Annotated in this window: 26 protein-coding genes, 1 tRNA gene, 1 pseudogene and 1 riboswitch; of the genes and pseudogenes, 5 read left to right on the forward strand and 23 right to left on the reverse strand. The window is 59.0% G+C overall.

The genetic code is table 11. The annotated features are described in order from the left end of the window. Nucleotides 1-105: 105 nt before the first annotated feature. The 4 genes from ACNPAA_RS10980 to ACNPAA_RS10995 form a co-directional block, all read right to left on the reverse strand. Nucleotides 106-711 (reverse strand): tyrosine-type recombinase/integrase, encoded by a 606-nt coding sequence (locus tag ACNPAA_RS10980; protein ID WP_201871615.1) that lies wholly within the window; start codon nt 709-711, stop codon nt 106-108. 260 nt (nt 712-971) lie between these two features. Further along, the gene (locus tag ACNPAA_RS10985; protein WP_234924899.1) at nt 972-2,252 is read right to left on the reverse strand and encodes a tyrosine-type recombinase/integrase; all 1,281 of its coding nucleotides are present in this window, start codon (nt 2,250-2,252) and stop codon (nt 972-974) included. Nucleotides 2,253-2,335: 83 nt separating this feature from the next. Next, nucleotides 2,336-2,423 (reverse strand) — tRNA-Ser (locus ACNPAA_RS10990). Between the two features lie 247 nt (nt 2,424-2,670). After that, nucleotides 2,671-3,126 (reverse strand): YbjN domain-containing protein, encoded by a 456-nt coding sequence (locus ACNPAA_RS10995; protein WP_160839247.1) that lies wholly within the window; start codon nt 3,124-3,126, stop codon nt 2,671-2,673. A 155-nt stretch (nt 3,127-3,281) separates the two neighbouring features. On the opposite strand from ACNPAA_RS10995, the gene ACNPAA_RS11000 reads away from it, so the two are divergent. Next, complete coding sequence (locus ACNPAA_RS11000) at nt 3,282-4,619, forward strand: flavohemoglobin expression-modulating QEGLA motif protein (RefSeq protein ID WP_201871621.1); 1,338 nt, start codon at nt 3,282-3,284, stop codon at nt 4,617-4,619. Nucleotides 4,620-4,689: 70 nt separating this feature from the next. Here ACNPAA_RS11000 and ACNPAA_RS11005 read toward each other — a convergent pair whose 3' ends face one another. Both ACNPAA_RS11005 and ACNPAA_RS11010 read right to left on the reverse strand, forming a co-directional pair. Beyond that, on the reverse strand, nt 4,690-5,271 hold the full coding sequence (locus ACNPAA_RS11005; protein WP_010674989.1) for a thymidine kinase: 582 nt from the start codon (nt 5,269-5,271) through the stop codon (nt 4,690-4,692). Between the two features lie 85 nt (nt 5,272-5,356). Beyond that, nucleotides 5,357-6,937, reverse strand: a complete 1,581-nt coding sequence (locus ACNPAA_RS11010) for a Na+/H+ antiporter NhaC family protein (protein ID WP_042016617.1) — start codon at nt 6,935-6,937, stop codon at nt 5,357-5,359. A gap of 87 nt (nt 6,938-7,024) precedes the next feature. Further along, a riboswitch (Lysine riboswitch) is annotated at nt 7,025-7,196 on the reverse strand. A gap of 316 nt (nt 7,197-7,512) precedes the next feature. Here ACNPAA_RS11010 and ACNPAA_RS11015 point away from each other — a divergent pair. Then, nucleotides 7,513-7,911: an H-NS family nucleoid-associated regulatory protein gene (locus ACNPAA_RS11015; protein ID WP_041211546.1), complete on the forward strand. Its 399-nt coding sequence runs from the start codon at nt 7,513-7,515 to the stop codon at nt 7,909-7,911. 79 nt (nt 7,912-7,990) lie between these two features. Here the strand turns inward: ACNPAA_RS11015 and ACNPAA_RS11020 are convergent, their stop codons facing one another. From ACNPAA_RS11020 to ACNPAA_RS11040, 5 genes and pseudogenes are all read right to left on the reverse strand, one after another. Then, entirely contained in the window at nt 7,991-8,554 is a 564-nt protein-coding gene (locus ACNPAA_RS11020) for a cob(I)yrinic acid a,c-diamide adenosyltransferase (RefSeq protein ID WP_045524470.1), read from the reverse strand. Beyond that, nucleotides 8,551-8,781: a DUF3820 family protein gene (locus tag ACNPAA_RS11025; RefSeq protein ID WP_039038687.1), complete on the reverse strand. Its 231-nt coding sequence runs from the start codon at nt 8,779-8,781 to the stop codon at nt 8,551-8,553. The genes ACNPAA_RS11020 and ACNPAA_RS11025 overlap by 4 nt, the downstream gene beginning before the upstream one ends. 1 nt (nt 8,782) lies before the next feature. Beyond that, nucleotides 8,783-9,454 (reverse strand): 7-carboxy-7-deazaguanine synthase QueE, encoded by a 672-nt coding sequence (gene queE / locus ACNPAA_RS11030; protein WP_010674994.1) that lies wholly within the window; start codon nt 9,452-9,454, stop codon nt 8,783-8,785. 61 nt (nt 9,455-9,515) lie between these two features. After that, nucleotides 9,516-10,232: pseudogene (gene queC / locus ACNPAA_RS11035) on the reverse strand (7-cyano-7-deazaguanine synthase QueC); the annotation flags it as partial. A gap of 12 nt (nt 10,233-10,244) precedes the next feature. Continuing rightward, nucleotides 10,245-10,898 carry a tRNA-uridine aminocarboxypropyltransferase gene (locus ACNPAA_RS11040; RefSeq protein WP_201871622.1) on the reverse strand — a complete coding sequence of 218 codons (654 nt, stop codon included), beginning with the start codon at nt 10,896-10,898 and terminating at the stop codon, nt 10,245-10,247. Here ACNPAA_RS11040 and rrtA point away from each other — a divergent pair. Beyond that, a complete protein-coding gene (gene rrtA / locus ACNPAA_RS11045; RefSeq protein ID WP_223915160.1) occupies nt 10,864-11,442 on the forward strand; it encodes a rhombosortase in 579 nt (192 codons plus the stop codon). The two genes, ACNPAA_RS11040 and rrtA, sit on opposite strands and share 35 nt — an antisense overlap. Nucleotides 11,443-11,528: 86 nt before the next feature. Here rrtA and pyrF read toward each other — a convergent pair whose 3' ends face one another. The 6 genes from pyrF to cmk all read right to left on the reverse strand — a co-directional run bounded on the left by pyrF (nt 11,529) and on the right by cmk (nt 16,799). Then, nucleotides 11,529-12,227 (reverse strand): orotidine-5'-phosphate decarboxylase, encoded by a 699-nt coding sequence (pyrF, locus tag ACNPAA_RS11050; RefSeq protein WP_069785130.1) that lies wholly within the window; start codon nt 12,225-12,227, stop codon nt 11,529-11,531. 121 nt (nt 12,228-12,348) lie between these two features. Further along, complete coding sequence (gene lapB, locus ACNPAA_RS11055; RefSeq protein ID WP_010674999.1) at nt 12,349-13,515, reverse strand: lipopolysaccharide assembly protein LapB; 1,167 nt, start codon at nt 13,513-13,515, stop codon at nt 12,349-12,351. Nucleotides 13,516-13,524: 9 nt separating this feature from the next. After that, a complete protein-coding gene (locus ACNPAA_RS11060; protein ID WP_010675000.1) occupies nt 13,525-13,809 on the reverse strand; it encodes a LapA family protein in 285 nt (94 codons plus the stop codon). A gap of 156 nt (nt 13,810-13,965) precedes the next feature. Further along, nucleotides 13,966-14,250, reverse strand: coding sequence for an integration host factor subunit beta (ihfB, locus tag ACNPAA_RS11065; protein ID WP_005299934.1), 285 nt, complete (start codon nt 14,248-14,250; stop codon nt 13,966-13,968). Nucleotides 14,251-14,342: 92 nt separating this feature from the next. Further along, nucleotides 14,343-16,013 (reverse strand): 30S ribosomal protein S1, encoded by a 1,671-nt coding sequence (rpsA, locus tag ACNPAA_RS11070; protein WP_010675001.1) that lies wholly within the window; start codon nt 16,011-16,013, stop codon nt 14,343-14,345. Nucleotides 16,014-16,106: 93 nt separating this feature from the next. Continuing rightward, nucleotides 16,107-16,799: a (d)CMP kinase gene (gene cmk, locus ACNPAA_RS11075; RefSeq protein WP_041215039.1), complete on the reverse strand. Its 693-nt coding sequence runs from the start codon at nt 16,797-16,799 to the stop codon at nt 16,107-16,109. A gap of 263 nt (nt 16,800-17,062) precedes the next feature. Between cmk and ribA the strand changes: the two genes are divergently transcribed. After that, entirely contained in the window at nt 17,063-17,656 is a 594-nt protein-coding gene (ribA, locus tag ACNPAA_RS11080; RefSeq protein WP_010675003.1) for a GTP cyclohydrolase II, read from the forward strand. Nucleotides 17,657-17,722: 66 nt separating this feature from the next. Here ribA and ACNPAA_RS11085 read toward each other — a convergent pair whose 3' ends face one another. Continuing rightward, on the reverse strand, nt 17,723-18,625 hold the full coding sequence (locus tag ACNPAA_RS11085; RefSeq protein WP_417891765.1) for a LysR family transcriptional regulator: 903 nt from the start codon (nt 18,623-18,625) through the stop codon (nt 17,723-17,725). Between the two features lie 93 nt (nt 18,626-18,718). On the opposite strand from ACNPAA_RS11085, the gene ACNPAA_RS11090 reads away from it, so the two are divergent. After that, the gene (locus ACNPAA_RS11090) at nt 18,719-19,960 is read left to right on the forward strand and encodes an MFS transporter (protein ID WP_417891766.1); all 1,242 of its coding nucleotides are present in this window, start codon (nt 18,719-18,721) and stop codon (nt 19,958-19,960) included. Here the strand turns inward: ACNPAA_RS11090 and ACNPAA_RS11095 are convergent. The 5 genes from ACNPAA_RS11095 to ACNPAA_RS11115 all read right to left on the reverse strand — a co-directional run bounded on the left by ACNPAA_RS11095 (nt 19,945) and on the right by ACNPAA_RS11115 (nt 25,861). Then, entirely contained in the window at nt 19,945-20,499 is a 555-nt protein-coding gene (locus ACNPAA_RS11095; protein ID WP_270830421.1) for a VOC family protein, read from the reverse strand. The two genes, ACNPAA_RS11090 and ACNPAA_RS11095, sit on opposite strands and share 16 nt — an antisense overlap. Further along, nucleotides 20,493-21,257, reverse strand: a complete 765-nt coding sequence (locus ACNPAA_RS11100) for a DNA repair protein (RefSeq protein ID WP_417891767.1) — start codon at nt 21,255-21,257, stop codon at nt 20,493-20,495. Before ACNPAA_RS11100 ends, ACNPAA_RS11095 begins: the two co-directional genes overlap by 7 nt. 153 nt (nt 21,258-21,410) lie before the next feature. Beyond that, complete coding sequence (gene nfsA, locus ACNPAA_RS11105; protein WP_279966019.1) at nt 21,411-22,136, reverse strand: oxygen-insensitive NADPH nitroreductase; 726 nt, start codon at nt 22,134-22,136, stop codon at nt 21,411-21,413. 67 nt (nt 22,137-22,203) lie between these two features. Next, a complete protein-coding gene (locus ACNPAA_RS11110) occupies nt 22,204-23,766 on the reverse strand; it encodes an AbgT family transporter (protein ID WP_261999577.1) in 1,563 nt (520 codons plus the stop codon). Nucleotides 23,767-23,920: 154 nt separating this feature from the next. Next, nucleotides 23,921-25,861, reverse strand: a complete 1,941-nt coding sequence (locus tag ACNPAA_RS11115) for a putative bifunctional diguanylate cyclase/phosphodiesterase (protein WP_417891771.1) — start codon at nt 25,859-25,861, stop codon at nt 23,921-23,923. Nucleotide 25,862 lies beyond the last annotated feature (1 nt).

Here is a 25,862-nt window from a genome sequence, read left to right on the forward strand (position 1 = left end):
GGTTAAGATCTCGACTATTTACAGCTTGGCAACGCAAGGTACAATTAAAATCGTACTTGGAGCCGTTCAACTGATCGAGACTTGATCAACTTGTGCAGAGAATGATCATGCGTCGGCCCTGACAGTCAACTCGACTGTTCGGCAGGAGCTTTTGGTTTTCGGCGTTTTATAGCAACCATCTACCAGGGCCAGATCAACACGCAGTGTGCGTTTATCCAGGTCGATAGCCTCACGGCTAATTGCCAACAATTCGCTGATCCGCAGTCCAGTGGAAATACCAACCTGGATTATTGCTGCACCAATAGGGTTGATATGTTGATGTGCAATAAATAACTGGATCTCTGATTGCAGGAATGGCTGAGGCTCTACCACCTCAAATCGACAATTTTTGACATGACACATCGGATTGATTTTTATAATGCCATCTCGATAGGCCCTGTTAAATACCTGTCGCATAATGTCAATATACTGATTGACCGTGTTGCCTTTGAGGCGTTTTAGCAGTTTGGCTATATACATTTCGATGTCGGTTGCATTAATATCAATCAGCTTCTTTTTGCCCCATTTACGGATAAGCTGCCTGGCCTTTCTACACAAAACATCATAGGTTGCGTCTGATACCTGTTGATATTTTATGTTCAGGTGTTCCTCTACTGCGGTTTTGAACGTTTTTTCACGAGGATCTGATTTTAGATTTTTGTTGTTTTTCATGTGCACCCTGTTTTTATTATTATAATTTCGCGCAGGATTACACTCAGTAAAAATCAAGTCAAATAAAAAGTGAAACCTAACGAAAACTAATTTAATGTCAACCTTCAATATATTTGAAATAAATAAACTGTCAAATTAATGACCAGTAACATCAGAAGCAAGTCATACTATTTTAATGATGAAAACCAACATGTTACCTTGCCAGACAAGCACGTGAGTGGGTATACCTCACCCACTCAAATGCCTATTTCGCCTGATATTCAAAAATCGACTAAATCGTTGGGGATTGACTCGATTTTTTCTCGCAGCAACGCAATACCTAGTCGCTTGCCGTAGCGCCCAAACGTCAGGCCGTTTTTACTGTGTCCCGCAAGTTCGGCCACAAAATGCTCAGCGACATCCGCCTGCTGTAACTCATCGATGAAGCTATGCCGCAGCCCGTAAAGCGTGGGACGGCCCTGACCTACGATGCCAGCATCATTGAGGTGGCGTTGGAAGCGACAGGTGATGTTATGCGCCCAATCGTCGTCTTTGCCTGATGGTTGGTCATCGAACAAAAATACCTTCCCTTGACTGCGACGACTCTCCACATAGTCCAGGAATTGATGTCCGATCAGCGCACTGTGCAGTGGCACGGTACGGTACGCATTGACGGTTTTGAGCTGCTGATCCGCTTCTCCCGCATCGACCACCAAACACCAAATCCCCTCGACCTGTTTGATGTTGTGAGTTTTGAGTTGACAGGCCTCAGAGGGACGCAGCCCTGCGTACAGGCACAAGAGCGGTACCCACCAGTCCTGGATTTTCAATTTTTTACCTTTCTGGGATTGTTTGCTGCGCAGGCTGGCAAACAGCTGAGCCAGTTGAGGGCGATACCAACGCACTCGCTCCTCATCCGCCCGTTTGTTCGGTTTTTTACCTGCCGTCAGCCCATCGAATGGGTTACGACTGCAATAGTCCAGTGCCACGCACCAACGGAAGAACTGTTTCAGGGCAGCCAAATAATCGGTCTTAGTTTTGAAACTGATGCCGCTCTTGCGAAGCAAGCCGTTGCGATACTCCTGTGCTAGCGCGGGCGTCACCTCATCAATTTTGACGCCTTTGGCCCAGGTGACGAAGGCGTTGATCCGAAGTTGGAGCTGGCCCACCGACCTATGCTGGATCCCCTCACTGGTTTTAGTCTCGATGAATCTCGCCAATGCGTGGGTGAGCATGATCCCACTGCTGGGGCAAGCTGAGGCATCAACAGAAGGTTCACGAGGTGTGGAAGGTGTTTGAGGAGGGATGAACCCAGCAGCTTTGAAAGCGTCAAGATCGGCGCGGATCCAGCGATAGAAACTGCGAGGGGAAGTATCAGCAGGGGTAGCCGCGATCAGTGCGCGAGTGCGAGCTGCCACAGCCAGGTTTCGGTCTACAGCGAGCTGCCTATCTTTGGTGCAAAGGGAAGTACGGATAGCGAAGGGCAAGCCACGGTCACGTAGTGACTTAGGCAGCGGGAGACGAGTGTAGTAGGTGCCGGAGGCATTTTTACTCAGATACATGATTGTTCCACCCAGTTGATCCAGGAAAAAAATCACGTAAGTCTAGAAATGAAAAAACCCGTTGAAATTCAACGGGTTATATTTGGCGGTGAGGGAGGGATTCGAACCCTCGATACGTTGCCGTATACACACTTTCCAGGCGTGCTCCTTCAGCCACTCGGACACCTCACCAAATTTTACTGCTTGAAGTGGCTTTCGGAGCACGCTGTGCGTGCATCTTGCCGACTTCGTCGGTGGGCAGCCTCTCGGATACCGCACCAAATTTTTGTCTGTGGTTTAACGTGTTCAGCCAACACGATGTTCGCTGCGCCGTTGCGCTGGAACGGGGCGTAATTTAGGGGAAAGCCCCGCCGCCGTCAACGGCTTTTTAGCCGCAGCGAACCGTTCGCACATTAAACGCACAGTTCAGGTGCTGAAGTCAGTGAACGGATTCCGGTGCGACCTGGATTTCCGGCAGATTGAGGAAGCCAAGGCGTTCACATTCGGAAACCACTTCATGGGTGGCTGCCGTGGTGCTTTCAACGAACAGCAGGAACTGCTCGACGGTGAGACCCGCCTTGGTAAAGACGGTGTGACCCACAACGAGGCGTGGCAGGTTGTCATCGATGATGTCGAGGAACACCTTGAGGGACGGATATTGCATGTTGAGACGACCCAGTTCGGCCACCAGGGGCAGTAGCGATGAGGGGCGCACCTCCAGCTCGGATGAGAACAGCAGCCCTTCCTCTTCCACGAAGATCCGGCTCTCCTGGATGCCCTCGACGGACTGCAGGGAGACCATGTGGATGCCATGACACTGATCGCACACATAGTGCTCGATCCGGGCCTGTTGCAACCAACGCATTATCATTTCAGAGCTGGGGATATTCATCATTTTCACGACACGGTAGAGATCAAGGGGCGCAGTCTAAACCAATTTTCAGACAACCAAAAGCACACAGGCCGGATCCCCGTCGTCTCGCTTCTTTTTGACAGGCCCTGTGCCTATACTCAGCCATTCTCGTAGCGCACTCGCCTCCAAAGAGCCCGATGACCATCCAAGAAAAGTATCGCCTGCACCTCAAATCCCTCTCGGATGAACTGCTCGCCCTGCAAAAACCCATCCGCATCCTGGATGCCATCAAATGGCCCCGTCACCTGCAAAGCGACTTTCTGGTAAGTGGCGGCAAGGCACTGCCCGCCATCGACAGGCACTTCTATGAATCCCTCCCCCTGGGGTTCGATCCCCGCAACAAGTACCTTGAGCTCAAGGAGTTGAGGGACAGGATCCGCCGGCACCTCGGCCCTCAGGACGATCTCGGCCGGATCCTGCAAGAGACGGTGGATCAGTACATGGTGGTCATCGAGATGCTGCGCCAGCGCGGGCAGCCTGACTTCCAGCGCTACAGCCAGCGGCTCTACGGCTCGGCAAGCGATCACCTGCGCGGGGATCGCAAGACCCTGAAGGAGCTGGGGGCCAGATTGTGCGACATCTTCTCCCTGCCCGGCGCCCGCCACCTGGTGCGCCCCTACCCCAAGGAGTTCGAGGGGGAAGCCGCGGTGGCGAGGCTGCAGGGCAAGCTGTCGAGCTACTTCAGCGACGGCACAGTCCAGGTCAAGCTCAGCGATGGCATTGTCTCCGATGCCGCCGCCGGGGGGGATTACATCAAGCTCAACTCCCACGCCCGTTTCTCGGAACTCGATCTACAGGTGCTGGAGGTACACGAAGGCTGGGTTCACGTCGGCACCACCCTCAACGGCCGCCAGCAATCTTACGCCACCTGGCTCGGTGCCGGCTCGCCCCGCATCACCGCCTGTCAGGAGGGGTTGGCAGTACTCATCGAGACCCTCACGTTCAGCTCCTTCCCGGACAGGGCCAAGCGCATCTCGGATCGGGTCATGGCCATCGACATGGCAGAGCGTGGCGCCGATTTCATCGAGGTGTTCCGCCACTTCGTGGCCAAGGGGGCCAGCGAGCACGACGCCTACAAGATCACCCAGCGGGTGTTTCGCGGTGGCATGGTCGAGGGGGGCGCCTGCTTTACCAAGGATCTCTCCTATGTGAAGGGCTATGTGGAGACGGTGAACTTCATTCGCAGCGCCGTGCTGGAGGGGGTGCCGGAGATCCTGCCCATGCTGTTCGTCGGCAAGGTGACCCTGGACGACATCCCCGTGCTCTATCAGCACTATCTGGAGGGGCTCATCGACGCTCCTCGCTACCTCCCTCCCATGTTTCGCGACCTCACCGGGCTCTACGTCTGGTTCGGCTTCGCCTCCGGCATGTCCCTGGTGGACATAGGCCGGGTACAGCAGCATTTTCGCCAGCTCTTCCACCGCCTGCCGGCGGCCGACCCCATCATCGCCCCTGTCGACATCGAAATCGACTGACTCCCATAGACAAAGAGGGCGCCAGATGGGCGCCCTCTTTGGTGTCCAGGCTGCACGAGCCAGCCACGGGTTACTTGAAGGCCCGCCCTTCCAGATAGTGCTTGCGGCAGAGCGACACATAGCGATCGTTGCCGCCGATCTCCACCTGCTCACCGTCGCGCATCACCTGCCCCGCCTCGTTGACCCGCGAGTTCATGTGGGCCTTGTTGCCGCACCAGCAGATGCTTTTTAGCTCTTCGAACTTGTCCGCCAGACAGAGCAGGTGGTAGGAGCCGGGGAACAGTTCACCGCGAAAATCAGTCTTGAGACCATAGGCAATCACCGGAATGTCCTGCTCGTCGACGATGCGGGCGAGCTGGTAGACCTGCTCACGGGTCAGGAACTGCGCCTCGTCAACGATGAAGACATCGATGTGCCGCTTTGCGTGACGCGCCTTGACCATCTCGAAGAGATCGCAGCTGTCGCTGAACACCTCCACTTTCAGCTCAAGGCCGACCCTGGCACTGATGACGCCGGCACCGAAGCGATCGTCGATGGCGGGCGTCATGGCCAGCGGATACATGCCACGCTCCAGATAGTTGAAGTGGGCCTGGATGAGCTGGGTCGATTTGCCTGAGTTCATGGTGGCAAATTTGTAGTGCAGTGAAGCCATGATGGGGTTCCGAAACGGGAGTGATGGGGCGCATGCTAACCAAAGCCCCTGCCAAAACCAAGGGGCCCGCAGGCCCCTTGTTCTCTTATGCGACTGCCACGGCGCTATACGCCCGGGCTTTGCGCAAATGGTAACCGGAGAAGATCAGGAACCAGAGCCCGCTCACGGTGAAACCGGCCAGCGCGGAGTGCATCAGCCCCATCACCAGGTAGCCGAGCGCCGCGCCAAAGGCGATGGCCAGGGCATAGGGCAGCTGGGTCATCACGTGATCGATGTGATGGCAACCGGCCCCAGTGGCAGACAGGATGCTGGTGCTGGAGATGGGGGAGCTGTGATCCCCGAACACGGACCCTGCCAGTACGGCGGCCAGCATGGGCAGCATCAGACTGATGTCGCTGGCGGCCGCCATGTCGCCGGCGAGCGGCAGCATGATGCCGAAAGTACCCCAGCTGGTGCCGGTGGCAAACGCCATGGCGCAGGAGAGCACGAAGACCACGGCGGGCAGCACTTCCACCGGCAGATTGCCATTGGCCAGGGAGGCTAGGTATTTGCCGGTTTCCACATCGCGCACCACGGCGCCGATGGTCCAGGCGAACAGCAGGATGTTGATGGCGGGCAGCATGGCCATGATCCCCTGCGGAGCCGCCTTCATCCAGTTGCTTGCCCCGAGCTTGAGGCGCATGGCCAGACCGATGGAGACCACCAGGCTGCACAGGGCACCATAGACCAGGGAGGAGCCGACATTGGTGTTTTCGAAGGAGCCGAGCACGCTGAACGGCAGCCCCTTGTCGGCCAGCACCGCAGCCCCGGAGTCAATCATGAAATAGACGGTGGTCAGGGTGAGGGTCAGGATGGGCAGCACCATGTCAATCATGCCGCCATTGCTCTCTTCCGGACTCTCCATGTCGAGCCCGATGGGGCGCCCCTTGGATTCGTCCCACAGCTTGCCCTCCAGTGCCCACTGCTCATGCTGGCGCATGGGGCCGATGTCGAGCTGGAAGGCGATCACCACCAGCACCATGATCAGGGTGAACACCGCATAGAGGTTCATGGGGATCATTTCGACGAAGGCGGAGATGGGGCTCTGGTCGGTCAGACCATGAGCCGCCATGATGCCGCCGACGAGGGCGATGATGTAGGCCCCCCAGGAGGAGATCGGCATCAGCACGCAGACCGGCGCGGCGGTGGAGTCCAGCAGATAGGCCAGCTTGGCGCGGGAGATCTGGAAGCGATCGGTCACCGGACGGCAGATGGCCCCCACCGACAGGCTGTGGAAGAAGTCGTCGATGAAGAAGGCGAACACCATCAGACCGGTCAGGGACTTGGCACCCTTGCGGGTCTTGGCGCGGCGCTCCGCCCACTCGGCAAATGCCCGGGTCGCACCGGAGACGCTCATCAGGCTGATGAGGCCGCCCAGCAGCAACATGAAGAGGATCATGTTGACGTTGTCACGGTTGAGCGCACCGTCGACCCAGAAGATCCTGAGCACGGTATCGAGCATGTAATGCAGGGACGCAAGGGGAGAGAACTGGTTGAGCAGCAGGCTGCCTGCGACTATGCCCACCCCCAGCGACACCAGGACGCGGCGAGTGATGATCGCCAGCGCAACGGCCAGCAGGGGGGGAACGACGGACCAACCGGAGTCGGCGTAATGAACGATGTCCATGATCTCTTTGCACCTAAAGACAACAGGTGGAGATCTACCGAGAGGATCAAAGAAACAAAACCCATGGGGAGGGTATACTCCTCAGCCCCTTCAGGTAGCGCTCCATAGTGGATGACTATGGCAGTCCTGCACCTATTAGATGCAGAACCAGCAACCCGGTATGATGGCCTGGTCACTTCGGCGCCGACTCCTTTCATCGAGCATCGCAGGCATCACCCTCCGCTCGGTTACTCATAGGCAGCGCGCCTCTACTTAAAGGTATTCGCGGCACATTTTATCGAGCCGCCGGGTGATAGCAAGTTTTTTGATTAAATTTCAAGGTTTCTGAGGCACCCACATCTTCAAAGATAGTCAAATGGTTCATCAAAGACTCCACTGGCGATATTTTCATCTGACACGAGTCCATTCGAAGATGTTGGCCCGTCAAACGGATAAAAATATCCTTAATATCTATTTCAAGACTTAATTTATCAGCCTAATTAATTATTTGGCAGGCTTGACTTGGTGCCAAACACCCCTATAAATTATCGAAAAACCAGTTCTTCCCTTAATATTTTGCTCGCGTGGTAGCCAATATGAACGAATTTCTGAAAGTGCTGTTGAATATCCGTAGCCTGCGTGCAGTTTGCCGCGATTTGACGCTGGAACAACTGGAAGAAGGCTTGGAAAAGCTCTCCGCCATCGTCGATGAACGTCGGCAAGATGAATCCGCCGAACGCCAGGCCCGTGAAGAGCATCAAAAGAAAATTGCCGAATATGCCGAAATGCTGAAGGCCGCTGGGATCGATCCCGCCGAATTGGTCAACACCGTGGTGCCCGAGAATACCAAGGTCAGCAAACGTGCGCCCCGCCCCGCCAAATATCGTTATCTGGACAATGGCGTGGAAAAAACCTGGACCGGTCAGGGCCGCATGCCCTCGGTCATTGCCAAGGCCGTTGCTGAAGGCAAATCCGTGGAAGCCTTTGCTATCTGACAGCAATATCAGGCCCCTTTCCACAGCAATAAAAAAACCTCGCAAGGCGAGGTTTTTTTATTGCCGCTTCGAGCGGTTGTCAGCCTCTGTCAGCCGCCTTGACCCAGAGGATCTCCGGGGTGCCTGACGATACCAGCAAGTATCGGGCGATGGTGAAAAACCAGTCGCTCAGCCGGTTGAGATAGGGCAAAACGGCCGGATTTACCCGCTCTACGCGGCTCAACCCAAGCAGCAGGCGCTCGCAGCGACGGGTCAGGGTACGCACCACATGTGCCTGGGCAGCCGCCCGCGAACCGCTTGGCAAAATAAAATTGCGCAGCACCGGCAACCCGGCACTGTAGGCATCTATCTGTTGCTCGAGCCTGTTCGTCCAAGCCTCGTTCACCTGCCACAGCGCATCCGTTTGCGATTCACTGGAAAATGCCAGCTCCCCGCCCAGATCAAACAGCTCCTGCTGCAACAATATGAGATCGGCCAGGAGTGTCGTCTCCCCGGCGGGTATTTCAGCCATCAACAAGCCTATTTGGGAATTCAGCTCGTCGATGGCACCATAGGTCTCGACACGTTTATCGTCTTTGGCCAGGGAAGTGCCATCGGCCAGTCGCGTGAGCCCTTTGTCCCCTTGCCTTGTATATATTCTCATTCTGACATCCTGTTAATAATGGGAATAATCATGGACTCGAGTCCATTGAGCTTTATCTCGTAGGCCAGTGCCAGAGACTGGCCCAGGGTACCGGCCGGAAAACCGCTTCGCGCCATCCATACCAGATAGGGCTCGGGAATATCGATGATGCGCCGCCCCTTGTATTTTCCGTAAGGCATCTTGCTGGCCAGCGTCAGCAAGATGCGCTCATCACTGAGTCCATCCATATCAATCGATATTCAGGTATTTATGGGTCTGGATGGAGAGTCGCCAGTTACGGGCGATGCAGGTCGCCATGGCCAGCTCCGTGGCCCTGGCTTTCTGGCTGATGGGTTGCAGCGCAATCATCACATCGGGGCGCAGCCGGGCGGTGGCCAGCAGGGCATCCAGCTCCTCGATATGGTGCTCGGTGGCCACCGGGTGCTTGATCTCGTTGGCCCGCTCGAGGGCAGAGACCAGCACCGGCAACCCACCCTTCATACCGATCTTGGGGGAAACAGTCACCCAGGTCTGCTCATGGGTCAGCACCTCGCTGGTCCCGCTGGTTTCGATCTGCACCTGATAACCCGATGCCACCAGGGCCGAAGAGAGCTCGCGCAAGTCGTAGAGGCAGGGCTCACCACCGGTCAACACCACGTGACGGGCCCGGTAACCGAGCCGGGTAAAGCTGGCCAGGATATCTTCCGTACTCATCTTGCTCCAGCCGTCGGACTCATTGGAACGATCGAGCACCTCGCCAGGGGCCACCTCACGCTCGGGGTCCACCACCCAGGTGTGGCGGGTATCGCACCAGGGGCAGCCCACCGGGCAGCCCTGAAGGCGAACGAAGATGGCGGGCAGGCCGGTAAATACCCCCTCCCCCTGGATGGTCTGGAAGATCTCGTTGATTGGGTAATGCATCTTGGTCACGACTTGCTGCAAAAGGGGCGGATTATACCCCAAACCCGGGCTAGGCACAGGCTCAGGATCCGCTTTTCTCGCCCAGTCCGCTCTTCTCGTAAAGTCTGGCACGGATGCCGGTCTTGTCAGCCAGATAGTGATCCAGGCCACGGCGACGCAGCTCGCAGGCCGGACAGGCTCCGCAACCATCTCCCTGGATTCCGTTGTAGCAAGTGAGCGTCTGGTGACGCACGGTATCGAGGTGACCGTAATGATCCGCCAGCGCCCAGGTTTCGGCCTTGTCGAGCCACATCAGGGGGGTTTCGAAGCGGATGGGGCGATCCAGCCCCAGGGAGACCGCCTGATTGAGCGCCTTGACGAAGTCGTCGCGGCAATCGGGATAGCCGGAAAAGTCGGTCTCGCACACCCCGGTGATCACCGCTTCGGCACCCACCTGATAGGCATAGATGGCCGCCAGGGTCAGGAACAGGATGTTGCGTCCCGGCACGAAGGTGTTGGGCAGGCCGTTCTCCTGAAGCTCGAAGCTCACCGGTATGTCGTCCCGGGTCAACGCAGAGATGGCCAGCTCCCCGAGCATGGTCACATCCATTACCTTGTGGGCGGCGATCCCGAGCGCCGTCGCCAGATGGCGGGCGGTGTCAATCTCCGCCCGGTGGCGCTGGCCGTAATCGAAGGTGATGGCATGCACTTCGTCATAGCGGGCCTGTGCCTGCACCAGACAGGTGGTGCTGTCCTGCCCGCCACTGAAGACCACGACGGCTTTTTTCATGTTTTCACTCCTCTGGGCAACTCAACGGCGGCGGCCTTGTGCAAAGTCATGCCACTGCCGGTTCAAATGGGTAAACAGGGTCATCAGCGGGGCGAAGAGCTCAGGCTCTCCTTCCCACCGGGACAACAGATGGTAGCCCGCTTCCAGGGTGGACAGTGCCTCCTCAAAGGGCTTCTTGCGAATGGAATATTGCCCGGCAATGGCGCCGAGGGTGATCCGCGGCAACCCGAGCAGTGCAGGCGAGCTGTGCAACATGCGATAGGCTTTGCGCCAGGTACCATCGAGGAGGATGAAGTGGGCTCGCATGGTGCGTCCACGCCTCAGGAGATGCTCCCTTGCCTCTATCAGGGTCAGGGCCTCCTCATCGGGCCACAGCACGTAGCACTGGACAGCGGGGTCAGCAAGCAGGGCATTGAGCCCTTCGTCGTCGGAAAAGTCCTCCCCCACATGAATGCGTACATCGGTCAGGGACGCCGCCAGCAACGCAGCCGTCCCCTTGGGGTGACCTACTTCGGCAGGGTGTTGCAGGATATGGAGCGCAGCCAGGTTCGGCACACGCTGAATATAATCGCACAGGCACGCTTTGAGGGCCCGGGTACAGCGTGTACAGTATCGGCTCTCTTTGTCGTTGGGCTGCTTCATGTTGTCAGGAAAATCGGGTCTGCTCTGGGTCATCGCGCTTTCGCTCGTCACTGCCTTGCTCTTTTTCACCGTGCCAAATCATCAGCTCGCCTTCGATCGCGACCTGATCGCCCAGGGCGAAGGGTGGCGCATCATAACAGGCAATCTGGCACACACCAATGGATGGCATCTGCTGCTCAACCTGAGCGGTCTGGCCGTGCTCTACAGCCTGTTTCAGGAGTACCTGACGGGATGGCGCCTGCCCGTGCTGCTGCTGCTGCTGGGGACGGCGGTCGGACTCGGCATCTGGTGGGGCTGCCCGCAAACCCAGTGGTACATGGGACTCTCCGGCCTGCTGCACGGCTTGTTCGTATGGGGTGCCATGCAGGACATCCGCTTTCGCCGTCACTCCGGCTGGCTGATGCTGGCGGGCGTCGCCATCAAGCTCGGTGTGGACTTTTACAGTGCCGGCGAGAGCCCTGTCTCCGCCTTGATCGGTGCCAGGGTACACATCGAGTCACACTTCATCGGTGCACTCGCCGGCCTGCTCCTCGGCCTCTTCCCCATTCGTCTGGACGCCCAGGCCGTTCACTCCTGAGCTCCCCATAGGCAAGGCCAGCCCACGGCCAAAATGCAGCAGGCCGGATCTGGGATCCGGCCTGCGCTCATTCGCCCATTACGCCGTTACCGGCAAAGCTCGGCATTGATCGCCCCAAGCACGGCGGCGGGATCCGAGGACTGGGTGATGGGACGCCCGATCACCAGATAATCCGCACCCGCCTCCACCGCTGCCAGCGGCGTCATGACGCGGCGCTGATCGCCGGCAGCCGATCCGCTCGGACGAATGCCCGGCGTCACCAGCTTGAATTCGGCTCCCAGCAGCCCCTTCAGCACACTCGCCTCTTCCGCGGAGCAGACCACACCATCCAGCCCGGCCGTCTTGGCAAGGGTGGCCAGGCGGATCACCTGTTCTGCCGGCGTCACATCCAGACCCAGGGGCGCCATGTCGGACTGCTCCATGCTGGTCAGCACGGTTACCCCGATGAGCAGGGGCGCCTTGTCCCCGTATGGCAGCAACGCCTCTCTGGCGGCACGCATCATGCGTTCGCCACCGCTGGCATGGACATTCACCATCCAGACGCCCAGCTCCGCACTGGCCGCCACCGCCTTGGCGACGGTGTTGGGAATGTCGTGAAATTTCAGATCCAGGAAGACGTCGAACCCCTTGGCCACCAGTTGACGAACGAACTGGGGACCAAACAGGGTAAACATCTCCTTGCCTACCTTGAGGCGGCACTGGGCCGGTGAGATCTGCTCAATGAAGGCAAAGGCGTCGGCTTCGTGCTGATAATCCAGCGCGACCAGTACTTTGGGGTCTTGCATGTCACTTCCTATGGATTGTTATGCCACAGCCAGGCGCAGCAGAGCCGGGGCCCGGTTGCACGCTGGCATCTGAAATTCTTGGGTATCCGTGCTCGCCCGGGCGTGTTGGCCTCATTGGCGTTTACTCCCCATCCAGCCCTCGGATCGGCTTGATGGTGCCCCACTGCCGGCAGGAAGGGCATTGCCAGAACAGCGAATGGGTGGCAAAGCCGCACTGACGGCACTTGTGGGTCGACTTGATCTTGATCTGCTCGCCGACCAGCTGTTGCAGCAGCTCCAGGCTCTCTTTGGCAGGCCCCTCCTCGGCACTGGCCAACTGGAAACCGACCAGCTGATAAAAGCCCTTCATGGAGGGGTGGCGACGCAGTTGGCGCAGCACCAGGGCACGGGCCTGGCTCAACCCATCGCGGGCCTCCACCAGATTGGCCAGCGCCAGGGTCACGCTGACCCCCGCATGATCCTCTACCGCTTTTTCAAGCAGCGGGATCAGCTCCTGGCTGCGACCAAGCTGGCGATAGCATTCGAGCAGTTTTGGCATGGCTTCGGAGGCAAAGTCGATATCCTGCTCGAACACCCGCAGGAGCTCCTTGGCCGCATCCTCGAACCTGCCCTCCTCCATCGCCAGATCGGCCAGCCGCAAGCTGGCGCGGGCACAGGCCGGGTGGGCACCGAGCGCACGCTTGAGCTTGGCGATGCCCGCAGGCTTGTCGCCATCGCGCAAGGCACTCTCCGCCTGTTCGCAATAGAAGTGGGAAATGGGCTCGGCCAGCTTCTTGCCCTGGAATTTCTGCAGACGCACCGCCACGGCGATGGCATTGTCCCAGTCACGCAACTGCTGATGAATGATCAGGAGCTGTGCCAGAGCCGTCTCTTCGAAATCGCTGTCATCACACAGCTCTTTCCAGAGTGCTTCGGCCCGATCGAGCAAGCCAGCAGCCAGAAAGTCACGGGCCAGCTCCTGCAAGGCAAGCTGACGCTGCTCACGGGTCAGCTGACGGGCGACCAGGTTCTGGTGGATCTTGATGGCGCGATCGACTTCGCCCCGTTGACGGAACAGGTTGCCGAGGGAGAGGTGGGTTTCGATGGTTTCGCTGTCGACTTCCAGCAGCTGGATAAAGAGATCCACCGCCTTGTCCGACTCGTCAGAGAGCAAATAGTTGAGGCCCGCCACGTACTGGCGGGAAAACTGGTTACTCTGTTGCTGGGTGTCCTGGCGAACACTCCTGCGGCCCATGTACCAGCCATAACCGGCAGCGATGGGCAACAGCAGGAAAAGCAGTTCAAGCATCGAGGGACATTATTCCTTGGTTGTCGACCGGGCAAGCTCCAACTCGCGAGATTGACGACGCATGGTTCGGTTCAGGGTGCGATTTTGCAGTTTGAGACGCAGGAACAGCAGACCAAACACCAGCCAGCCCAGCAGAAAACCGCCGGCGAAGAAGAACCCCAGCAACATGGAGAGCGAGAACTCCCCCTGGGCAATCAGGTAGTTGAACTGCACCAGCTGACCATTTTGAGAACCGATGGCAAGAGTCAGGACAAACACCAGCACCAGTGGAATGAGGGCCAAGATACGCTTCATGGGAGCTCCCTGTCTGTAGCGAATGAGTGACTGATTATCCTTAAAATCACAGGCAGACTCTAGCGCGAATGGGAAAAGAGTGTGAGAAACCCGACAACGGGCAGACTCCAGAACATAAAAATGAAAAAGGCATACTCAGGTATGCCGTTTTCTGCATTATTCGATGATGTTGACGCGTTCGCGCAACTCTTTGCCAGGTTTGAAGTGCGGGACATATTTCCCGGTCAGTTCAACCTTGTCCCCGGTCTTGGGGTTGCGACCCACGCGGGGCGCACGATAGTGCAGCGAGAAACTGCCAAATCCTCGGATTTCAATCCGGTCGCCGTTTTGCAAGGTCGATGCCATCTGCTCAAGGATCTCCTTGATTGCGGCTTCGACATCCTTGGCCGGCATATGCATGCGGCTGGCTGCCAGTTGTTCGATGAGATCTGATTTGGTCATAAGGTTAAATCTCCTTCCCCGATCACATGCAATAATCATTTTGCCAAGATAAAAAAGGGCGGCGCAATGCCGCCCTTTTCTTGCATCAAGGATTACTCACCCTTGGCGGCTTTGAACGCTTCCATCATGGCATTGCTGAACACAACTTCTTCTTGTTGGTTCAGGCTGTCGATGGCAACACGCTCGTCAGCCTCGTCCTTGGCACGGACAGACAGGCTTACGGTACGGTTCTTGCGATCAACGCCCATGAATTTGGCTTCAACTTCGTCACCAACAGACAGCACCAGAGTGGCGTCTTCTACGCGGTCACGAGCAGCGTCGGAGGCACGCAGGTAGCCTTCTACGCCGTCAGCCAGTTCGATCACGGCACCCTTGGCATCAACCTCGGTAACCTTGCCCTTCACAATAGCACCTTTCTTGTTGTCAGACAGGTACTTATTGAACGGGTCTTCTTCGATCTGCTTGACGCCCAGGGAGATGCGCTCACGCTCCGGGTCCACTTGCAGAACAACGGCTTCGATCTCGTCGCCCTTCTTGAATTCACGCACGGCTTCTTCGCCCTGGTTGTTCCAGGAGATGTCAGACAGGTGAACCAGGCCGTCGATGCCGCCATCCAGACCGATGAAGATACCGAAGTCAGTGATGGACTTGATCTTGCCGGAAACACGGTCACCCTTGGCGTGAGTTTCGGCAAACAGCTGCCACGGGTTGGATTTGCACTGCTTCAGACCCAGGGAGATACGACGACGCTCTTCGTCGATGTCCAGAACCATCACGTCAACCACGTCGCCAACGTTGACAACCTTGGACGGGTGGATGTTCTTGTTGGTCCAATCCATCTCGGATACGTGTACCAGGCCTTCCACGCCTTCTTCGATTTCAACGAAGCAGCCGTAGTCGGTCAGGTTGGTCACGCGGCCAGACAGACGGGTGGTCTCCGGGTAACGCTTGGCGATAGCAACCCAGGGATCTTCGCCCAGCTGCTTCAGGCCCAGGGATACACGGGTACGCTCGCGGTCGAACTTCAGAACCTTGACAGCGATCTCGTCGCCAACGTTGACGATTTCGGAAGGATGCTTAACGCGCTTCCACGCCATGTCGGTGATGTGCAGCAGACCGTCAACACCGCCCAGATCTACGAATGCACCGTAGTCGGTCAGGTTCTTGACGATACCCTTAACTTCTTGACCTTCTTGCAGGTTGGCCAGCAGGCTTTCACGCTCGGAGGTGTTCTCGGTCTCGATCACGGCACGACGGGAAACCACAACGTTGTTGCGCTTCTGGTCCAGCTTGATGACTTTGAACTCGAGTTCTTTGTTTTCCAGGTGAGCGGTGTCACGGATCGGACGCACGTCAACCAGAGAACCCGGCAGGAAGGCACGGATGCCATTCAGTTCAACGGTGAAACCACCCTTGACCTTGCCGTTGATGATACCGATAACGGTAGCTTGCTCTTCGTAAGCTTTTTCAAGCTGCAGCCAGGCTTCGTGGCGCTTGGCTTTTTCGCGGGACAGCTTGGTTTCGCCGAAACCATCTTCGATAGAGTCCAGAGCCACGTCAACGGAGTCACCTACGTTGATTTCCAGCTCGCCCATGGCGTTCTTGAATTCTTCAGCCGGGATAGCAGACTCGGATTTCAGACCGGCATCAACCAGTACGAAACCGTTCTCGATAGCAACGACAGTGCCCTTGACGATGGAACCTTGACGGGTTTCAACGGCGTTCAGGGACTCTTCAAAGAGTTGAGCAAAAGATTCGATCATTGTTTATGTCACAAATGAAACATCCACTTGCAATCCGGCACAAGCGGGGTTGTTTTAAATTATCTGCGCCATCCTTGGTGCAGACGACTGACATCAGTTTGCGCTGACATCACCAAGTTGTTGCTCTGCATAGGCAAGCACCGTTGCCAGCACTTCATCTATGGTCATGGACGTTGAGTCTACAACAAGAGCATCTTCCGCGGGTTTCAGGGGAGCGACGGCGCGATTTCTGTCGCGATCATCACGTTCCCGAATCTCGGTTAAAAGACGCTCAAAGTTAACATCAAAGCCCTTATCTTGCAACTGCTTATAGCGGCGCTGGGCCCGCTCCTCGGCGCTGGCGTCGAGGAAAATCTTCACATCCGCCTCGGGGAAAACCACGGTGCCCATGTCGCGACCGTCGGCGATGAGACCGGGGGCCTGGCGGAATGCACGCTGACGGCGCAGCAGGGCTTCACGTACCCGGGGAAACGCCGCGATTTTGCTGGCCGCGTTGCCCACTTCTTCAGTACGAATGGTGCGGGAAACATCCTCCCCTTCGAGGATCACCTTGACCAGCTCCCCTTCTACCTGGAATTGCACATCCAGATTGGCGGCCAGGGGAACCAATGCGGCTTCGGAATCGAGCTCCACATCGTGATGCAGGGCTGCCAGGGAGAGCACCCGGTAGATGGCACCGGAATCGAGCAGGTGCCAGCCCAGTTTTTCAGCCAGCAACTGGCACAAGGTGCCTTTTCCTGCTCCACTTGGGCCATCAATAGTCATCACGGGGGCCATCTGAGCCATAACGTTTCTCCTGCGCACTCGGCATCTTGACTGGTTGCACACATCCCTGTCGGGATGGGGTAATGGGCGCCGATTATACCCGAATGCGCCGTCGCTGGCAGTTGTCAGGGCACACAATTGCGCAAAAGTCGTCGTGATTGCACCTATTCTGACCAATCGGGTTAACCCACTTCTCACGCAAGGTTTTGTTCTTATGGTTGTTCCGGACAATGCGCGCTAAACTGGCCGCCCTTTTTTAAGCAGCTGTAGTCAGGAGCAACCATATGAGCAGCGTTACCCTCGTGGCCAAATCCAAGTTGCCGACCCCCTGGGGCACTTTCACGCTGGTTGGTTTTCAGGAAACCGGCACGGGCAAGGATCATGCCGCGCTGGTGATGGGCGATATCGCAGACGGCGAACCCGTGCTGGGACGCATTCATTCCGAGTGTCTGACCGGGGATGCCCTGTTCAGTCTGCGTTGTGACTGCGGCTTCCAATTGCAGGCCGCGCTGGAAAACATCGCCAAGGCGGGCCGCGGCGTCCTGCTGTATGTCCGTCAGGAAGGGCGAGGCATCGGCTTGCTCAACAAGATCCGGGCCTATCATCTGCAGGATCAGGGGGCCGATACCGTGGAGGCCAACGTGGCGCTTGGCTTTGCCGCCGACATGCGTGACTACACCATCTGCGCCGACATGCTCAAGGCGCTCGAGGTCAAGTCCCTGCGCCTGATGACCAACAACCCGCGCAAGTTGAAGGCGATGGAATCCTTTGGCATCCCGGTGGCGGAGCGCGTGCCCCTTCAGGAAGGTCGCAATCCCCACAACGAGTTTTATCTCTCCACCAAGGCAAACAAGCTGGATCACCTGTTCAAGAAATAAGGTTGCATCCACCTTGTCAGCATACGCCTCCAGATTGGAGGCGTTTTTATTGGTGATACCACTCAATCATTCAGTATCTGTAGCGCAATGGTGAGAAACATCCCCTTGCGCCAGCAAAAAATCCCGCAACGCTCGGTTCGCCATGGAGAGCGGATCCCCCCGTCGCCAGGCTACGCAGAGATCCAGGAAGATAGGGGGTGAAAAAGGGATGCCGGTGAGGGCCGGCTCCTCTTCCAGCGCCATGCGCAGGAAGGTGGTCACGGCGAATCCCTGACGCACCACCGCCTTGAGCAGCGGGATGAGATTGCTTTCGAACGCGATGTCAGGCTCTACCCCCAACCCCTGCGCCAACACCTCCATGTGTTCCCTGTGGTAGAAGCCTCGCCGGAACATGGCGAGCTCCTGGCCGAAGAACTGTGGCAGCGAGACCGACTCAGCGCCGCGCAGCGGGTGCTCCTCCCCCACCACCATCAGCATCTCTTCCCGCAGCAGTTGCGCCCCCTCGAGGGCCGGTGGCAGATCGCTGGTGATGAGGATGGCGAGATCCAGACTGCCATCCACCATGCGGCTGAGCAGCTCGCGGGTGCCCGCCTCCTCCACCCGGATCTTCAAGCCGGGGTAGCGATGCTTGAACGCCATCAGGATTGGCGGGAAGTAATAGGATCCCATCATGTAGGGGATGCCGATGCGCACCTCCCCCCGTTCCAGCCCCTTGAGCTCGGCCATCTCGGCCTCGGTCTGGTGCATCTGGCGCAGCAGCCGTTCGGCGTGGCGGCAAAGGACCTCTCCCTCCGGGGTGAGGCGCACGCTGCGGTCCTGCCGGTCAAACAGCCGCAGATCGAGCTGCTGCTCCAGCTTGGCGATGGCCATGCTGACGGCAGGCTGGGCCACGTTCAGCCCCTGGGCCGCCCTGGTGAAGGAGCCGGCATCGCGCACCGCCAGCAGGTATCCGAGCTGTTTCAGGTCCATATCAATTTCATTTATCAGGGTGATAACTTAAATATATTATATTTATACGTTTCGTCGCACTACCCTGCACAAAAGTCGTCGGGACAACTCCATATGATCGAAGTAGGCAGTCGCGAATGGATACGCGCCACCCTGGCCCTCAGCCTGGGTTCCTTCCTGGTATTCCTCAATCTCTACCAGACTCACCCCCTGCTCCCCCTCCTGGCCGAGGTCTTCTCGGTCAGCGCCCTGTCCGCCAGCTGGACCCTCGCCGGCTGCACCGCCGGGCTCGCGGGCTCCCTGCTCATCTGCGCCCGTCTGGCGGACCGATTCGGACGGCGGCGGATCATGTTGTGTAGCCTGATCGGCGCCATCCTGCTCTCCCTGTGCATCCCCTGGGTGACCCGCTTCGATCTGCTGGTGAGCCTGCGCATCCTGCAGGGAGCCCTGCTGGCGGGGTTGCCGGCCACCGCCATTGCCTACATGGGGGAAGAGTTCAGCAAGCGTGCCCTGATCGTCGCCGTCGGCGTCTATATCGCCGCGAACTCCCTCGGCGGCATCGCGGGCCGGGTGGTCGGCGGCCTGCTGGCCGGCTGGTTTGGCGACTGGCAGCACACCTTCCTCGGCATCGGGGCCATCAGCCTGACCCTGTTGCCCCTGGTCATCTGGCTGCTGCCAGCCCAGACCCGCTTCGTGGCCGTGGAGCCCGCCCCCGGCCAGCTGCGCCGCGCCATCCAGAGTCACCTCGGCAACCCCCTGCTGGCGGGGGCCTACCTCATCGGCGGCCTCAACTTCATGGTCTTCCTGAACCAGTACAGCTACCTCACCTTCCTGCTGGCCAAGGCCCCCTTCTCCCTGCCGACCCAGTGGCTCGGCATGCTGTTCCTGACCTACCTCACCGGCACCCTAGCCTCCTCCCTGAGCGGCCGCGGCGCCCATCGCTTTGGGGCACAGCGCATGCTGCTGGCGGGAATAGCCCTGATGGCGCTCGGCAGCCTCGCCCTGTTGCAGGGAACCCTGGTCGCCATCATAGGGGGACTGCTGGTCTCGAGTTTCGGTTTCTTCCTCGCCCACGCCTGCGCCAGCGCCTGGGTCGGCCAGCACGTGGAGCACGACCGGGCGCTCGCCTCGTCGCTCTATCTGGTGGGGTACTACCTGGGGGCCAGTCTGGGTGGGCTCTATCTGCATCCCTTCTGGGAGCGGGGGGGACTAGGGGGATTGGTGCTCGGCATCGAGCTGGTGCTGGGGGTGACCGCCGCCTTGAGCCTCTGGCTCGGCTGGTTGAAGGGGCGCATGGCGCCGCCCCCTCCCGTCACCCGGCACGGCGTTCGGCCGTCAGTTCACAGGCCGTCGTAATAGTCCTGCGGGACCGGCACCACGGCGCCGGTGCACAGCTCTTCGTCGATCACCTCGCTCAGAGGGCGCAGATGAAACTTGATCTGCCCCGAGGGCAACATCAGGCCCACGTCCGGGTTGCGCCTGTCGTCGATGTTGGCCGTCTTGAAGGCCACGCCGGGATGGGCCGCCACCAGGGCGTGCAGTGACGGCACCACCAGCTCGATATGCTCGAGACCGGCCTGATGGCTGCGACCCGCCTTGGGGGCCGCCAGTTCGATGCAGGGCACGGTGACCTGTTGCCAGCAGACGGGCTGGTGCAGGCGATAGGTGGCAATGGGGCGGTCTCCTATCATCCCCTCCACCAGTAAGACCCCGTGGGCAGCCAGTGCCTCTTTCAAGTCCAGGTATTCCGGCAGGGTGGCAGCCCGGTAGCAGAGGTGATCCACCACGGGGAACGCGGAGCCCCCCATGACGGCCTGCATTTCCGTGAGCAGTTGGCAAACGAATGGGGCCATGGGCCCCAGCGTGGAATCCAGTGGATGAGACATGATCACCATTTCTTCTTCGGTTGGAACAGGACGTCCAGTTCGTCCGCCTCTTTGTCCTTGATGTTCTGCAGCTCCTTCTCGCTGTGCTGCTGCAGGTGTTCTTCCAGCTGCCGCATCCCCTGGCGCATGTCCTCTTCCCGCGCCAGCAGGTAGGGATCCTTGTCGGAGACATTGGCCAGGGCGCCGAGCCCCTTAGTGTAGAGCTGACGGCAGGTGCCGTACTGCCCCTGGATCTGGGCATCCATGGCCCGCTTGAGCAGATTGGCGATGTTGATCTTGAGCTGCATCAGCTCGAGGCGGCGATCCTCCTGGGCGAACCCCTGGGGATCTATCTTGCCCTTGTTGTGCTCGACCCGCAGCACGGCTCGCATCTTCTTGGCCAGCTGCAGCATCTGGATGGCCTGGCGGTCGGACTCCGGCGTCTTGAAGTGCCCCTCGTCCTGGCTGCTGTAATTCTCCTGCACATTCTTGATCTGGGTCTGGACGTCGGCGATGCGCTGCTTGACCTGCGCATTGGGCATCACCAGGGCGATGGCGCGATAGGCATCCAGGATGCGGTGCTGCATCAGCAGTACCATGTTCTTGGAGAAGGGCACCAGGTTGACGTTCAGCAGCAGCTCTTCGGTCTCGTCCGCCACGGCCTTGTGACGGGCGATGGCCTGGCGCTTGTCGGCCTCGGCCTTCTGTTTGTATTGCTGCACCACGTTGTAGGCGATGACCAGAAACAGGAGTGCGCCGATTGACAGCAATATCAAGGTTAAAATCATAGGGTGTTCACACTCCAGTCCCAATCCAATTGCGAGATCCTACAACAGCTTAACCCCGTAGGGTAGCGCCCAGATCCCAGCTTGTCTCACAACAACGCAACCAAGTGACAGCCATCTCCATGGCGTCATGCTCCATATCGCCCGCCGCCTCCATTACTTGAGGCAAAAACCCTTCGACTGCAGGAAGCCCAGCATGAAGGGTCTGGCCTCCTTCCCGAGGATGGCCTTGATCTGCCCGCTCCAGGTCTGCTCCTTGTTGTTGCTGCTGCGCGCCTGGTAGTAGTCGTGGATCTGCCGATCATATTGGGCCAGCAGGGCGCGGTCCAGGGTGGCAGGATAGCGGTTCTCGTGCACCACCAGCGCCCGGGGCAGCCGCGGTTTTTGCTCCGGCCGCTGGGCGGGATGGCCCAGGCAGAGGCCAAACAGCGGTATCACCTGATGGGGCAGACCCAGCACCTCGCTCACCTCGGCCGGATTGTTGCGAATGCCGCCGATATAGACCCCGCCCAACCCAAGTGACTGGGCCGCCAGCAAGGCATTTTGCGCCATCAGGGCACCGTCGATGGCCCCGATCATGAGCTGCTCCACAAAGCCGGTGCGGGCCTCCGGCACTATCTGGCTGTGACGATGGTAGTCGGCACAAAACACCAGAAACTCCGCCGCTTCGACCACATAGGCCTGATGACCGGCCAGCTCCGCCAGGGTGGCCCGCAGCCCCTTGTCGGTGACCCGGATGATGCTGTTGGCCTGGAGGAAGCTGGAGCTCGCGGCGCTCTGGGCGGCGCTCAGGATCTGATCCAGCTGCTCTGCGCTGACGGGCTCTGGGGTGAACTGGCGAATGGAGCGATGGGAAAGAATGAGATCGATGGTCGGGTTCATGGTACCTCCGGGATGAAGGTCACACTCTACCCAAAAAAAGCGGGGGGCCCAAGGCCCCCCGTCACCCTCAAGGGGCAGGATAGACATAGGGGGCCTGCAACCCAAGCGGGAACCCCAGCGCCCAGTAGATCAGCAGGAAGCCCGTCCAGCTCACCAGGAAGGCCAGGGAGTAAGGCAACATCATGGAGACCAGGGTGCCGATGCCTGTGCTCTTTACATACTGTTGGCAATAGACCACCACCAGGGGGAAGAAGACCATCAGCGGGGTGATGATGTTGGAGGCGGAATCTCCCACCCGATACGCGGCCTGAGTCAGCTCGGGCGAAATCCCCACCGCCATCAGCATGGGCACCAGGATGGGGCTGATGAGGGCCCACTTGGCGGAGGCCGAACCCACCACCAGGTTGACGGTGGCCGTCAGCAGTATGATGCCGACGATGGTCACCTCTCCCGGCAACGCCAGGGCGTGAAGCACCTCGGCACCGGAGAGCGCCAGCAGGGTACCAAGGTTGGAATCCCCGAACGCCTTGATGAAGAGGGCGCAGAAGAAGGCCATCACCATGTAGGAGCCCATCTTGTTCATGGTGGCCGACATGGCGTCGATCACATCCTTGCCGCTCTTGAAGCTGCCGGCGACAAAGCCATAGACGATCCCGGGCAGGATGAAGAGCAGGAAAATGAGGGGCACGATGGACTTCATCACCGGCGCGGCGAAAGTGGTGAGGGAACCGTCCGGTGCCCGCATCGGCGAGTCGCCGGGGGCCAGCGCCAGCCCCAGCAGCAGCACGGCCGCCAGCATGGCGAACCCGGCCCAGTTGAAGGCTCGGCTCTCCTGAGCGCTGTAACGACCCATCTCGTCGGCGCTCTCCAGATCCTCGTTGAGAGGCACCTGCTTGAGGCGTGGTTCGACAATCTTCTCGGTGACAAACCAGCCCACGCAGATGATCAGCAAGGAAGAGGCGCCGGTGAAGATGATATTGCACAGGGTGTTGACCATGTAGTCAGGGTCGAACAACTGGGCTGCAGACTGGGTGAAACCCTGAAGCAGCGCATCCCCGCCGGAGGGCAGGAAGTTGGCGGCAAACCCGCCGGAAACCCCGGCAAAGGCTGCGGCAATCCCCGCCAGCGGGTGGCGACCCGCCGCATGGAAGATGATGCCGCCAATGGGGATCACCAGCACATAGCCCGCATCGGCGGCGGTATGGCTGACGATGGCCACCAGGATCAGCATGGGGGTCAGAAAGCGCGCCGGCGTCACCTTGAGCAGCTTCTTGAGCCCGGTGTTGATGAAACCGGACTGTTCAGCCACCCCGACCCCCAGCATGGCCACCAGCACGATGCCAAGGGGAGCAAACCCGGTGAACGTGGTGACCATGCTGGCGAGAAAGTCCGCCAGCCCTGCCCCGGTCAACAGGTTGTTGATGACCACGGCCTCTCCGGTGCGGGGATTGACCAGATCGAAGGAGAACTGGGAGCCTATCCAGGAGCCGACCCAGACGATCAGCAAAGCATAGAGGAAGAGCATGGCGGGATCCGGCAGCTTGTTGCCCGCCTTCTCCACCCCGTTCAGAAAGCGGTTCAACCAGCCGTTGGGAGGGGCCGGACGCTCGTTCACTGCAGCTTGACTCATTATGGTGATACTCCATTACCAAGGAATGAGCGCGCATACTAGCGATAACGTCTAATGGATCCCATGATATGAGACAAAAATTCGATTAATTATGTTTAATTTGGCATCTCGCACTTCATAAATGGGAGATGCCGCACATTTATCGACAACTTTCTCAATGGTTTGCGAGGGGATAGCGGCCCAGCCGGCACTGTACTGCGAACCCCGCCGCCGCCACCTCTTCCGGTGTCATGGGACGGCTGAACAGAAATCCCTGGAAGACATGGCAACCCTGGGTCTGCAGGGCCGCGAGCTCGTGCTCCTCCTCCACCCCTTCCGCCAGGATCCCGAGCCCCAGACTGGTGGCCATGGCCACCGTCGCCCGGATCACCGGCAGGTTGAGCCCCACCACGAAGGAGCGGTCCAGCTTGATGGTGTCGATGGGCAACCGGTTGAGGTAGGCAAGCGACGAGTAGCCGGTGCCGAAATCGTCGATGGCGATCTTGATCCCCTGCTCGCTCAGGGCGTCGAGGATCTCGATGCACCCCTTCATGTCCAGCATCAGCACCGTCTCGGTCAGCTCCAGGGTCAGCAGTGCCGCCTCCACCGAGAATGCCTCGAGCAGTTGGGCCACCAGCTCCGGCAAACTGGCAGAGAGCTGAAAGCCCGAGAGATTGACCGACACCGGCACCCTCACCCCGTCCTGTCGCTGCCACTCCCCCATCTGGGCCAATGCGGTGGAAAGCACCCAGCTTCCGATTTCCCGGATGAGCCCCATCTCTTCGGCCAGCGGAATGAACTCCGCCGGCGACACATGGCCAAGCACGGGATTGTACCAGCGTACCAAGGCCTCGAAACCGATGACCCAACCTTGCGCCACATCCACCTGGGGCTGATAGCGCAGGCTGAGCTCCCCCCGGCCGACGGCCTTGGCCAGAAACTGCTTGAGGGTCAGCTTGCGATGCAGGCTTTGCTGCATGCTGGGGGTGAAGCGCTGCCAGCGAAGCCGCCCCATCTGCTTGGCCTGGTACATGGCCATGTCGGCACGGGTGATGAGATTGTCGCCATCATCCGCGTCGTCCGGGTAGATGGCGATGCCGATGCTGCCGCCGATGGTGACCTCGGGGACACCACTCAGCTGCAGTGGCTTGCTCATCTGGGAGAGCATGAGATCCGCCACCTCCTGGGCCCGATCGCTCGCCTGGTTGAGGGGCACCAGGGCGGTGAACTCATCCCCGCCAAGGCGCGCCAGCTCCACGTCCCGCGGGCAGATCTGCTTGAGCCGTCCGGCGACCCGCTCCAGCAGGCGATCCCCTGCCTTGTGGCCGTAGTTGTCATTGACAAGCTTGAAGTTGTCCAGATCCATGAACACCAGGGCAAAGCGCCCCCCGAGGCCGCAATAGGCTTCCAGGGATTTCATCAGGCCGTAGCGGTTGAGCAGCCCGGTGAGGGAGTCGTGCCAGGCCAGGTGGCGATGCTCCAGCTCTTCGAGCTTGCGATCCGTGATGTCCCGCATGGTCAGCAGGATCCGTGCCCCCTGCTGGATATGGCGAAACTGGTACTGGAACCAGCGCATCCCCTTCTGGGTGCGACACTCCCCTTCAGCCACCACTTCGTCCAGACGGGAGAGGCGACGATAGAAGGCCTCGTCCGCACCGGAGAAGATCTGGGGCAGCGTCAGAATGCCGGTGCCAAAGCACATGTCGAAGTGATGGTTGCCGCTCTCGAGGCGCCCCTCGTTGTCAAAGAGACAGGCCAGGGTGTCGCCAGTGGCGAGGGAGGACTCCTGATAGAGGGTGTCGGCATCGATGACCGCTTCCGCCATCATCATCTGCCGTCCGGCAAGCTGGATCCCGGAAAGACGCAGATAGACCTGCTTCTTGACCCCCTTGGGTGAGAGGGTCCACCACTCGTTGTAACTGCGCTCCTGCTGGAAATCGCCGAGATAGCGTTGCAGCAGCAGATCGATGGCGGCGGCCATGTCGGCGGAGAAATCCCGGGACTTCAGCTCGGCCAGGGAGCTCGCCTCCCAGAGCCCGAGGGCAGCATCGTTGGCCCAGTAAATATGATGACGCTGGATGTCATAGACCCAGACCGGCGTGTGGAGGACATCCATC

The sequence above is a fragment of the Aeromonas sp. PS2Canimalfood6 genome, from assembly GCF_048276795.1.
Taxonomy (GTDB): Bacteria; Pseudomonadota; Gammaproteobacteria; order Enterobacterales; family Aeromonadaceae; genus Aeromonas; species Aeromonas caviae.